Origin of the sequence: Streptomyces sp. NPDC088746 (assembly GCF_044751065.1) — a bacterium.
GTDB lineage: Bacteria > Actinomycetota > Actinomycetes > Streptomycetales > Streptomycetaceae > Streptomyces.
Genome location: NZ_JBIVLA010000004.1, coordinates 441,847 through 452,867, shown reverse-complemented (window position 1 = coordinate 452,867; position 11,021 = coordinate 441,847). Strand labels below are relative to the sequence as shown.

The 11,021-nt window shown below is 70.7% G+C and carries 9 protein-coding genes; 5 read left to right on the top strand and 4 right to left on the bottom strand.

Annotated features, from left to right (window positions below; translation table 11 throughout):
• Nucleotides 1-124 precede the first annotated feature (124 nt).
• Entirely contained in the window at nt 125-1,627 is a 1,503-nt protein-coding gene (locus ACIP63_RS21000; RefSeq protein ID WP_401517581.1) for a UDP-N-acetylmuramoyl-L-alanyl-D-glutamate--2,6-diaminopimelate ligase, read from the top strand.
• Here the strand turns inward: ACIP63_RS21000 and ACIP63_RS20995 are convergent.
• Together ACIP63_RS20995 and ACIP63_RS20990 are read right to left on the bottom strand one after the other, a co-directional pair.
• The gene (locus ACIP63_RS20995; protein WP_401517579.1) at nt 1,609-2,079 is read right to left on the bottom strand and encodes a hypothetical protein; all 471 of its coding nucleotides are present in this window, start codon (nt 2,077-2,079) and stop codon (nt 1,609-1,611) included. The genes ACIP63_RS21000 and ACIP63_RS20995 overlap by 19 nt on opposite strands.
• Before the next feature lie 52 nt (nt 2,080-2,131).
• Nucleotides 2,132-2,779: an HD domain-containing protein gene (locus ACIP63_RS20990; protein ID WP_401517578.1), complete on the bottom strand. Its 648-nt coding sequence runs from the start codon at nt 2,777-2,779 to the stop codon at nt 2,132-2,134.
• A 560-nt stretch (nt 2,780-3,339) separates the two neighbouring features.
• On the opposite strand from ACIP63_RS20990, the gene ACIP63_RS20985 reads away from it, so the two are divergent.
• The 4 genes from ACIP63_RS20985 to ACIP63_RS20970 all read left to right on the top strand — a co-directional run bounded on the left by ACIP63_RS20985 (nt 3,340) and on the right by ACIP63_RS20970 (nt 8,928).
• Nucleotides 3,340-4,473 (top strand): S1 family peptidase, encoded by a 1,134-nt coding sequence (locus tag ACIP63_RS20985; protein WP_401518288.1) that lies wholly within the window; start codon nt 3,340-3,342, stop codon nt 4,471-4,473.
• Nucleotides 4,474-4,892: 419 nt separating this feature from the next.
• Nucleotides 4,893-5,735 carry a hypothetical protein gene (locus tag ACIP63_RS20980; RefSeq protein ID WP_401517576.1) on the top strand — a complete coding sequence of 281 codons (843 nt, stop codon included), beginning with the start codon at nt 4,893-4,895 and terminating at the stop codon, nt 5,733-5,735.
• Nucleotides 5,736-5,932: 197 nt separating this feature from the next.
• Nucleotides 5,933-7,075, top strand: coding sequence for a DUF1996 domain-containing protein (locus tag ACIP63_RS20975; protein WP_401517574.1), 1,143 nt, complete (start codon nt 5,933-5,935; stop codon nt 7,073-7,075).
• Between the two features lie 86 nt (nt 7,076-7,161).
• Nucleotides 7,162-8,928, top strand: coding sequence for a discoidin domain-containing protein (locus ACIP63_RS20970; protein ID WP_401517572.1), 1,767 nt, complete (start codon nt 7,162-7,164; stop codon nt 8,926-8,928).
• A gap of 207 nt (nt 8,929-9,135) precedes the next feature.
• On the opposite strand, the gene ACIP63_RS20965 is transcribed toward ACIP63_RS20970, so the two are convergent.
• Nucleotides 9,136-9,516, bottom strand: a complete 381-nt coding sequence (locus tag ACIP63_RS20965) for a hypothetical protein (RefSeq protein WP_401517570.1) — start codon at nt 9,514-9,516, stop codon at nt 9,136-9,138.
• Nucleotides 9,517-9,648: 132 nt separating this feature from the next.
• Nucleotides 9,649-11,007, bottom strand: coding sequence for a GH1 family beta-glucosidase (locus ACIP63_RS20960; RefSeq protein WP_401517568.1), 1,359 nt, complete (start codon nt 11,005-11,007; stop codon nt 9,649-9,651).
• Nucleotides 11,008-11,021: the final 14 nt, after the last annotated feature.

The following is an 11,021-nucleotide window of genomic DNA, read 5'->3' as shown; positions in this document are numbered from 1 at the left end:
CCTCACGCGCCACGTCTCCACCTCGTACGCGCTCCACCTCACCACCGCAGCTTCGGCGTACCGCCGTCGCGGCGTTCCGGCGACGGCCGCACCACGGCTCGAGCCACCCCTCGAAGGGACCACCTTGAAGCTGAGCGAGCTGCTGGCCGGACAGACCCACCACATCCTCCAGGGTGACCCGGAGCGGACGCGCATCACCGCCGGAACGGCGTTCGACGTGGACCGGGTGGCGCCGGGATCGCTCTTCATCGCGGTGCCGGGACACCTGGAGGGCGGCCCCGGAGCGGTGGCCCCCGCCCTGGCCCGGGGCGCGGTCGCGGTCCTGGTGGAGGAAGGCTGCGTACTGCCGGCGGCGGCGGATGACGCCTGTGTCGTGCGGGTGCCGGACACCCGGGCCGCGGCCGCCGTGGCCGCCTCCCGCTACTACGGCGAGCCGGGGCGCGGGATGGACATGGTGGCGATCACCGGTACCAACGGCAAGACCTCCGTCTCGTACATGGTCGAGTCCGTGCTGCGGATCTCCGAGGGGGCGAGTGCCGGGGTCATCGGCACGGCCGGCAGCCGCATCGGCGACGAGGTGATCCCGATGCCCCGGTCGGTGCTGTCCACCCCGGAGTCTCCCGATCTGCAGTACCTGCTGGGGTGCATGCGTGACCGCGGTGCCGGCACCGTCGTGCTGGAGGCCACGTCCATGGGCCTGCTGACGCACCGGGTCGACCGCACGTTCCTCGACGTGGGGGTCTTCACCAACCTGAGCCAGGACCACCTGGACGACCACGGCACGATGGAGAACTACCGGGACGCCAAACTCCGGCTCTTCCAGGGACTCTGCGAGCACGCCGTGGTGAACGCGGACGACCCCGTGGGAGCCCGGATCGGCACGATGATGCCCGGCGCGGTGACCACCTACGCCCTCGACACCGAAGCGGACTACCGGGCCACCGACCTGGTCGTCGACGCCTCGGGCACCCGCTTCACGCTGCATCACGACGGCCGCAAGTACCCGGCCGCGATCCCCGCGCCCGGCAGGTTCTCCGTCTCCAACGCCCTGGCCACGGTGGCGGCCTGCCACACCCTGGGGCACGACCTCGCCGGGCTCGTCTCCGCGCTCGAACGGATGCCGCAGATCCCGGGCCGCTTCGAACGGGTGACGACCGTCCACGGCACCTCGGTGATCGTGGACTACGCCCACTCCCCGGACTCGCTGAACAAGGTGCTCGGCACCATCCGCGGCTTCGCCCGGGCCAAGGTCATCACCGTCTTCGGCTGCGGCGGGGACAGGGACACCACCAAGCGCGCCGAGATGGGCGCGATCGCCGGGACCTACTCCGACCTGTGCGTCCTCACCTCGGACAACCCGCGCGACGAGGACCCCGAGGCCATCCTGGACCAGGTCGCCCCCGGCATCGAGTCCACCGGCACCCCGTACGAACGCCTCGCCGACCGCCGCCGGGCCATCGCCTTCGCGCTCTCGGAAGCCGGACCCGGTGACATCGTCCTGATCGCGGGCAAGGGCAGCGAGCCCCACCAGATCGTCGGTGACCGGCTGTTGCCCTTCAGTGACATGGCCACCGTGCGGGAACTCGCCGACATCCCGGCCGCACGGACTCAGCCCGCCCTGCGGTAGGTCAGGGCGAAGTCGTGCTCCCACTCACCGCCGTCGAAGCGGACCTCCCAGGCGCCGGTGATGGTGTCACCGTCCTCGCTGAACCTGCCGGTGAAGCGCTGGCGGAACTCCAGGGGAGTGAAGTCGGGCGATTCGCGCGTGAGCGTCCACACCCCGTCGTCGAAGCTCATCGCGTAGAGGCGGGCCACGCCGCGTGAGTCGAAGTAGTGCTGCGTGTACGCGCCGGTCCCGGGGTCGGCGCGTACGACCATGAGGCCGTCCGGCGCCTCGGGCACCGGAATCTCCGTGCGCTGCACCAGGAAGTGCCCGTCGAGGGCCCACTCGAACCAGGTGCGCGCCCTCGGTACGTCCCCCGGCGGTGCCGGCCTCCCCTCGGGGAACCGCGGCTCCAGCGACCACTCGCCCACGAAGACGTCCAGGCGTGCCAGCATCTCCTGCCGCTCCCCGGTCATGACGGTCCCTCCGGTCCGGCGCGGTGCGCCCCTGCCCTACCGACGGCGGGCCTCACTCGGGCCACGGTGATTCGAGAACGGTGCGTACGAAGTCCCCGCGCTCGAAGCCGGGAACGTAGTGCTGGAGAACGTCGGCCTTGACGTTGCCGAACGTCGTCTCCGGCTTGGGGCGGATCCCCTCGGTGAACGCGGCGAGGATCCGGCGCTTGAAGTCCGGCCGTGGGTGGAGCGCGACGACGGCGGCCCGGTCGGCGTCGGAGATGTCGTGGTAACCGATGCCGAGGACGTCGTACTCCACACCTGCGGTCACCAGCGCGACCTCGGGCTCCATGAAGGCCGGGATGCCCGGAGTGGTGTGCAGGGCGATGGCCGTCCACACCCGCCGCACACTGTCCTCCGGAACCCCGTGGGACTGGAGGAAGCGGCGCGCTTCGTCGGCGCTGTCCACCTCGAAGCGCCGACCACTGCCGTGGAAGCGCTCGCCGAGCCCCAGGTCGTGGAACATGGCGCCGATGTACAGCAGTTCGGGGTCGAAGGAGAGATCGCGGTGGCGTCCCCGCAGTGCGCCGAAGAGGAAGACCCGACGCGAGTGGTGGTATACGAGTTCGCCGGTCGTGTCGCGTACGAGTTCGGTCGCCTCGGACGCGAGCTTCGTATCCGGCACGTGTACGCCCCCTGCGGGGGACGGGCCGCTTGCCATGGGGTCACCGGGCTTCCTGTGCGACGGGTCGGGGCAGGCGCCTCCAGGATCGGCTCTTCGGGTGGCGGCGCCTGTACGACAGGCCGTGGGTCGCCCGACTGACTCACATCGCGGACGCCGTTCAGGCGGCGGCCCGGACCGCCCGTGCGGGACCGCGCAGGGTTCGGGCCCGTCGCCCCGCAGCCCGCCGGCCTACCCGGACCGCCGGGCTGTGGACGTGTGCGTCGGTTCCTCGCCGTCGGCGGGCGGGACATGACCGAGCCCCTCGAAGCCCAGCCGGTAGTTGCGGGTGACAACACCTCGGCGGGTGCCACGCCAACGGGCCGGTGGGACGCGTTCCGGGCGCCATGGCGCGGCTCCGGGCCGCCGCTGCCGATGCCCTGACGTTCCGGAGAGGCCGCCGCATGCGACGACGTCATTGGCATGGACCTGCCCGCCGAACTGGACTACAGTCCGCAACGACAGCTCTGAGAGCGCTCTCAGACGGCTCTCGGATGCTTCCTGTTCCACCCCCACGATGCTGGAACAACAGAAGGGGCACTCCCTTGAGACATACGACGATGGTGCGGACCGGTCTCTCCGCACTGCTCATCATCGGCACCTGGGCGACCGCCGGCCTGACCCAGGCTTCCGCAGCGGACTCCGCTTCCTCCGCCGAACCTCAGGCGTCGGCCGGAATCATCACGGCCATGCAGCGCGACCTCGGACTGACGAAAGGTCAGGCGGAGGCGCGGCTCACCGCGGAGAAGGCGGCCACGGCTCTGCAGGGAACGGCACGGAACGCCGCCGGGCCGTCGTTCGGCGGCTCCTGGTTCGACGTGGGCAGCGGCCGGCTGACCGTCGCCGTCACGGACAGCGACAAGGCCGGCGCCGTCCGGGCGACCGGCGCCGACGTCCGGGTGGTCGGTCACACGGCGCGCGAGCTCGACGCGGTCAAGAACAAGCTGGACACGCTGTCCGCGCCCAGCGGTGTCAGCAGCTGGCACGTCGACCCCCGGTCGAACAGCGTCGTGGTGAGCGTCGTCGCCTCCGAACAGGGTGACAACGATGTCCGGGCATTCGTGGCGAAGGCGCGCAAGGCGGGCCCCGTCACGGTGAAGCAGACCGCCGAGGCCCCGCAGACCTTCGCCGCGGGAACGGTCGGCGGCGACCCGTACTACACCGGCAACGTCCGCTGCTCCATAGGCTTCTCGGTGCACGGGGGCTTCGTCACGGCCGGCCACTGCGGCCAGGCGGGCGGGGCGGTCCGGGGCTGGGACAATTCCGCCATCGGTTCGTTCCAGGGCTCGTCCTTCCCCGACAACGACTACGCCTGGGTGAACGTGGGCAGCGGCTGGTGGACCGTTCCCGTGGTCCTGGGCTGGGGCACCGTGTCCGACCAGCTGGTCCGCGGCTCCAACGAGGCCCCGATCGGCGCGTCCATCTGCCGCTCGGGCTCCACCACCCACTGGCACTGCGGCAACGTCCTCGCCAAGAACGAGACCGTGAACTACAGCCAGGGCGCCGTTCACCAGATGACCAAGACCAGCGTCTGCGCCGAACCGGGCGACTCCGGCGGCTCGTTCATCAGCGGCGACCAGGCGCAAGGCGTGACGTCGGGCGGCTGGGGCAACTGCAGCGGCGGTGGCGAGACCTGGCACCAGCCCATCAACGAGATCCTCAACCGCTACGGGCTGACCCTCCACACGGCCTGACGGCGGCCCCGCCGGGCCCCGGCCCGGCGGAATGCGACCGGTCTGCTGCGGCAGCAGGGTGGCCCCCTGCCGCAGCAGACCCATGACCGCGTCACCGCTCCGGCGGGACGGGTGGCCGCACACGAGGTGCCCTCCGGCTGGTCTTCGCGCTACGAGGGAGGTGGCGCGGGCCACGCCACCGTGGTCATGACCGAGAGGTGGGGGAGCGGCGCGACCCGCGACCTCCGGCCGCGGTCCGGACGGCCCACCTCGCCATCGGCGACCTCAAGGATCCGCCGGAATGATCTGCGAGGCGCCCTTGCCGCGTGATCCGGTGCGCGGCGAGGATGCCTACGATCAGGCGGTCGACCACTGCGTCCCAAGTCGCCCGTATGCTCCCTGGCCCATCCGCCGCCGTGGATCCGCCGGTCGCGGAAGGGATGCCTGACCCCGCCCCCGGCGGCCGCGAGGACGGTTACCCGATGCGTGTGCTCCCGGTGGCCCAGGATTTGTACGGTGTGGTGCGCGAGGCCCTGGGGGCGGGGTGCCGCATCCTCGGCGCGGAGCGCCTGCGCGGCGGGAGCAAGAAGGGCGTGTACCGGGTCCGGGTCGACGGACCCCCTGTTCCGAGCGTGATCGTCTACAGGTGGGCCGAGGAGGAGAACTTCTGGCCGGACGCCGACGCCGGGCAGGCGTCTGCGGACCCGTTCGCCCCCGCCTCCGGCCTGGCGCCCTTCCTGGCCGCACAGCGCGAGCCGGCCAAGGTCGGCGCGCGAGCGCCCCGCGTGCTGTCCTCGGGCAGCACGGCGGACGGGGCGGACTTCGCGGTGGTCGAGGATGTCATGGGCGGCACGCTGGAGGAGCTCTTCGAGACCGACCCGGTGCGCGCCGCTTCCGCCCTGGCCGACCTGGCCGGCACACTGGAGGTGATGCAGCGCCAGAAGGCGTCGCGATACGGGCGGGTGGACCTGCTGGAGCGCGACGGCGTGGCCCTCGGGAGCTCCTGCGAACAGGTGGTGCTGGACCGTGCGCTGCGGGATCTCGCGGAAGCGGCGGACCGCGACGTACGGGTCGGGGCGGCTCGCGGCCGGCTCGGCCGGTGCTACGCGGAGCTGTCCCGTCCCGGTCTCGACCCCCGGCGCATCGCCCTCTACACGCAGGCCATGCGCCTCTCCCTGGTCGCCGGCCCCCTCAGGCTGCTCGACGGCGACTTCCCCGACCGGGAGTTCATGCGGGGGATCGCCGAACACAATCTGAGTGAGGCGCTGGCCGCTCTCCCGTAGCCTCCGGCCAACTCCCTTCGCAGTACGTTCCGTTCACGAACTCTTGACATGTTCTCAGCCACGGCGTAACACTGACAGCGCCCGGGAGAGCGCTCTCCCGAGTTCCGTCCAACGTTTCGTACGACGCACCATCCAGCTCCACTCTCCCCCCACCGCGCACCCGATGTGCGCGGACGCAGAGCGGCATGGAGGTCCGCATGGCCGAAAGAATCAGCAGAACCACCCTGGTGTCCGCGCTCGTCGTCGCCACCGCACTGGCCCTGGTCGTCATGGGGTTCACGGCGATCACCCGTGCCGGTGCTCCGGCGGGCGGGGCGGCCCCGCAGGCCGCCGGTGAGCCGGCCGCGGCGGCACACGTCATGCAGGGGACGCAGGGGACGCAGCACACGCAGGGCCACGTCATGGCGGCCGCCGACCCCGTCCCCTCGGGGGACGACCCCGACGGCGACGGATACATTCCGGCGAACCCGCCGGTCACGGGGGTGGAGCCGTCCACCGAGATCCCGCCCCACCGGTACTTCCACGAGTTCCAGGCGAACTGCTCGGTCAACCACACCGGATCGGTCGACCCGATCGTCTACCCCGGCCAGACCGGGAAGTCCCACAACCACACGTTCATGGGGAACGACACCACGGACGAGAACAGCACGACCGCCTCGCTCGGGGCGGGCGGTACGGCCTGCAAGGCGCCCGGCGACCTGTCCGCGTACTGGATGCCGACCCTCTACAAGGGGGACCAGGAGGTGCGCCCGGTCGGTCCGCAGACCATCTACTACAAGGCGGGTGTCACCGACTACCGGACCGTTCGGCCGTTCCCCGAGGGGCTGCGCTTCGTCGTCGGCAGCCCGACGCAGACGGCCGAGGAGTTCCGCAACCACCCGGGCATGGTCGAGGGATACGAGTGCGGGGAGAGCTACCACAACTACGAGTTCCCGGCCGTCTGTCCGACCAGTCCGGACACCCAGCTCAACCTCCGTATGCAGGCGCCCAGTTGCTGGGACGGCAAGAACCTGGACACCCCGGACCACAAGGCCCACATGGCCTACCCGGTCGTGATGGGTGCCAACCAGGACGTCTGCCCGACCAGCCACCCGGTCGCCCTGCCGATGATCGAGTTCAAGATGGCCTGGCCGGTCAACGGCGACATGTCGCAGGTGAGACTGGCCAGCGGCACGGGCCACTCCTTCCACTACGACTTCTTCAACGCCTGGGACGACGCGACCCTGGACGCCATGGTCGACCACTGCATCGTCGGCGGCCTCCAGTGCGACGCCCGGGGCTACGACCAGAACAACCCCGGTGAGGGGGCCGCCCTGGACGAGAACTACGAACTGCCCTGACCACCCCCGCCTCTCCCTCATGGCGTACCGCACTCATGAGGGAGAGCGCTCTCCTGCCTACTCCCCGCACGAGGAGCTGTCACCCCATGAAACTGTCACGTCCCACCCCCTCGGCCCGTGGCCGCAGACGGACTACGGCACGTCTCGCCGTCGCCGCCCTTGTCGCCGCAGGAGCGGCCGCCCTCCCCGTGCCCGCCGCGCAGGCGGCCGGCAGCGTGGTGAAGGTAGAGGGATCGCAGGGCGCCTGGAAGCTGACCGTCGACGGTTCGCCGTACACCGTGAAGGGCCTGACCTGGGGCCCGGCCGTCGCCGACGCCGGGAAGTACATGCCGGACGTCAGGTCGATGGGCGTCAACACCATCCGTACCTGGGGCACCGACGCCACGACGAAGCCGCTCCTGGACAGCGCGGCCGACAACGGCATCAAGGTCGTCGCCGGCTTCTGGCTGCAGCCCGGCGGCGGTCCCGGCAGTGGCGGGTGCGTCAACTATCTGACGGACACCGACTACAAGAACGACATGCTCGCCGAGTTCCCCAAGTGGGTGGAGACCTACAAGGACCACCCCGGAGTCCTCATGTGGAACGTGGGCAACGAGTCCGTGCTCGGTCTGCAGAACTGCTACAGCGGTGACGCCCTCGAACAGCAGCGCGACGCCTACACGACGTTCGTCAACGACATCACCAAGAAGATCCACGCGGTCGACGCCGACCACCCGGTCACCTCGACCGACGCGTGGACCGGGGCATGGTCGTACTACAAGAAGAACGCGCCCGATCTCGACCTCTACGCGGTGAACTCCTACGGCGCCGTCTGTGACATACGGAAGACCTGGGAGGAGGGAGGCTTCGACAAGCCCTACATCGTGACGGAGGGCGGCCCCGCGGGCGAGTGGGAGGTGCCCGACGACGCCAACGGCGTGCCGGACGAGCCGACCGATGTCGCGAAGGCGGAGGGGTACGGCAAGGCGTGGAAGTGCGTCACGGACCATACCGGGGTGGCGCTCGGCGCGACGCTGTTCCACTACGGAACCGAGTACGACTTCGGCGGGGTCTGGTTCAACCTGCTCCCGGCGGGCCAGAAGAGGCTCTCGTACTACGCGGTGAAGAAGGCGTACGGGGCCGACACCTCGGGCGACAACACACCGCCCGTGATCACCGGCATGACCGTGGACAACGCCTCGGCCGTCCAGGCCGGCAAGCCCTTCACCGTGAGGGCGTCGGTCTCCGACCCCGACGGTGACCAGCTCACCCACCAGGTGCTGCTGGGCAGCAAGTACGTGGACGACAGCGGGCAGCTCAACGACGCGCGTTTCACCGACAAGGGCAACGGCACCTTCGAGGTCACCGCTCCCGACCGCCTCGGCGTGTGGAAGGTCTACATCAAGAGCTCGGACGGCAAGGGCAACGTCGGCATCGAGACGAAGTCCTTCCAGGTCGTCCCGCCCCAGGTCGGAGGCACGAACGTGGCGGCGGGCAAGCCGGCCACCGCGTCCACCTTCCAGCCGGACGGCACCGGCTGCCCCTGCCCCGCGGGTAACGCCGTCGACGGGTCCTTCGACACCCGCTGGGCCAGCGACTGGGCCGACCAGCAGTGGATCCAGGTGGACCTCGGGGCGCGGACCGCGTTCGACCATGTGCAGCTCGCCTGGGAGACCGCGTACGCCAAGGGATACACCCTCCAGACCTCGGACGACGGCCAGAACTGGACCACCGTCCACACGGTCACCGAGGGCAACGGCGGTATCGACGACATCGACGTCACGGGCGAAGCGCGCTACGTCCGGGTGAACACCACCGTGCGCGGCACCCCTTGGGGCTACTCGCTCCACGAGTTCGGCGTCTACCGGAGCTGACCGCCCGCAGGATCCACCGCACCGTCCCACTCCCCGCCGTCGGTGCGGCCGGGGAGTCCGCGGCGGCCCACGGAGCACCGTGGTCCGCCGCGGACTCGTGGGGGCGGGCGGTGGTGCGGGCCTTCCGGGCCGTGGGCGCGGAACCGTCACCCCGGCGAACGAGCCGATCGTGGACGGTCACATCGGCTCCGTCGCACACCCTCACCGTCAGGGAGAACCCTCCGGGCCTTCGTCGCCCGAGCTCAGTTCCTCGGCCCGCAGGGCCAGATCCTGCAGTACGTCGGCGGAGGTCACGTCCTCCTGGCCGGAGTCGTGGATCTGGGCGAGCGCGATGAAGGCCAGCGTGAACGCTCCGACCAGTTGTTCGACGGCGCCGCCGACCTCGCGCCCCACCAGGGCGGCCATCTCCTCGACGGTGGCGTCGGAGGGGATGGCGATGTGCGGCATGGTCTCGTTGAGAAGGGTCGTCACCATGTTCTCGCCCGCGGCGGGGTCGCCACCGTCCGTCTCCTCCTCGGCGTGGCGCTGCATCTCGCCCGCCTCCGTGAGGATGCCGATCACTCGCTTGAGGACTTCGCTCTGCTCCATACGGTGAGCATATGCGCCTGACCTCTCACGTCCGATCGCCCACCGGTGGTGTGCCGAACGACGAATGCCCCCGGAACACCGGCAGGTGGGGCTGCCGGGCCGGGGGCGCGGGCCGTCGCCCGGGGAAGGGGCTCAGGCCGCCTCGCGAGGCCTGTCGCCCGAGAGCTCGCGGATCAGCTCCGCGTAGCGCCGCCCGCTGCTCTTGACGGTGCGGCGCTGGGTCGCGTAGTCGACGTGGACCAGGCCGAAGCGCTTGTCGTAGCCGTACGCCCACTCGAAGTTGTCCAGGAGCGACCAGGCGAAGTAGCCGGCCAGCGGTGCGCCCTCGCGTACCGCGCGGGCGCAGGCGGCGAGGTGCTCCTCCAGATAGCGCGTGCGCTCCGGGTCGTGCACCGAGCCGTCGGGCCGGACGGTGTCATGGTAGGCCGAGCCGTTCTCGGTGACGTAGATCCGGCGGGCGCCGTACTCCTCGGTGAGGCGCAGCAGCAACTGCTCCAGACCCTCGGAGTGGACCTCCCAGTCCATGGCGGTCTCCCGGGCGCCGGGCAGTCGTACCTGCCGGGCGTGGGGGACCGGGCCGTACGCGTCGTCGGTGACGATCTGGCGGAAGTAGTAGTTCAGCCCGATCCAGTCCAGCGGTGCCGCGATGGTCTCCAGGTCGCCCGGACGCAGGGGGAGTTCGACGCCGTAGAGGTCGACCATGTCCTGCGGGTAGCCCCGGCCGTGGATCGGGTCCAGCCACCACCTGTTGATGTGGCCGTCGGCACGCACCGCGGCGGCGGCGTCGGCCGGGCCGTCGCCGGCGGGCTCGATCGGGCTGAGGTTGTTGACGATGCCGACGCGGGCGTCCGGGGACTGTGCGCGGATCGCCCGCACCGCCAGACCGTGGCCGAGGTGGAGGTGGACGGAGGCGCGCACGGCCGCCGTCAGATCGGTCAGACCGGGCGCCATCCTCCCCTCGAGGTGGCCGATCCACGCCGAGCAGAGCGGCTCGTTGAGCGTCGCCCAGTCCTTCACCCGGTCGCCGAGGCGCTCGACGACGACGGAGGAGTACGCCGCGAAGTGCTCGGCGGTCTCGCGCACGGTCCAGCCGCCCCGGTCCTGGAGCACCTGCGGAAGATCCCAGTGGTAGAGCGTGGCGAACGGGGTGATCCCGGCCTCCAGCAGGCCGTCCACCAGCCGGTCGTAGAAGTCGAGTCCGGCCTTGTTCACCGGGCCGTCGCCACCGGGCACGACGCGGGGCCAGGCCACCGAGAAGCGGTAGGCGCCCGCGCCGAGCTGCTTGATCAGACCGATGTCCTCCGGGACCCGGTGGTAGTGGTCGCAGGCCACATCGCCTGTGTCACCGTTGTCGATGGTGCCCGGAATGTGCGAGAAGGTGTCCCAGATCGACGGGGACCGGCCGTCCTCGGCCACGGCGCCCTCGATCTGGTACGCGGCGGTGGCGACCCCCCAGATGAAGTCGTCGGGGAGAGCGCTGAGGTCGTTCACTGACTGCCTTTCCG

What these genes read in the sequence shown, in the direction of transcription:
- ACIP63_RS20995 (WP_401517579.1), bottom strand. Translation starts at nt 2,079, where the DNA reads ATGACCGGGGAGCGGCAGGAGATGCTGGCACGCCTGGACGTCTTCGTG.
- ACIP63_RS20990 (WP_401517578.1), bottom strand. Translation starts at nt 2,779, where the DNA reads ATGGCAAGCGGCCCGTCCCCCGCAGGGGGCGTACACGTGCCGGATACG.
- ACIP63_RS20985 (WP_401518288.1), top strand. Translation starts at nt 3,340, where the DNA reads ATGGTGCGGACCGGTCTCTCCGCACTGCTCATCATCGGCACCTGGGCG.
- ACIP63_RS20980 (WP_401517576.1), top strand. Translation starts at nt 4,893, where the DNA reads ATGCCTGACCCCGCCCCCGGCGGCCGCGAGGACGGTTACCCGATGCGT.
- ACIP63_RS20975 (WP_401517574.1), top strand. Translation starts at nt 5,933, where the DNA reads ATGGCCGAAAGAATCAGCAGAACCACCCTGGTGTCCGCGCTCGTCGTC.
- ACIP63_RS20970 (WP_401517572.1), top strand. Translation starts at nt 7,162, where the DNA reads ATGAAACTGTCACGTCCCACCCCCTCGGCCCGTGGCCGCAGACGGACT.
- ACIP63_RS20965 (WP_401517570.1), bottom strand. Translation starts at nt 9,516, where the DNA reads ATGGAGCAGAGCGAAGTCCTCAAGCGAGTGATCGGCATCCTCACGGAG.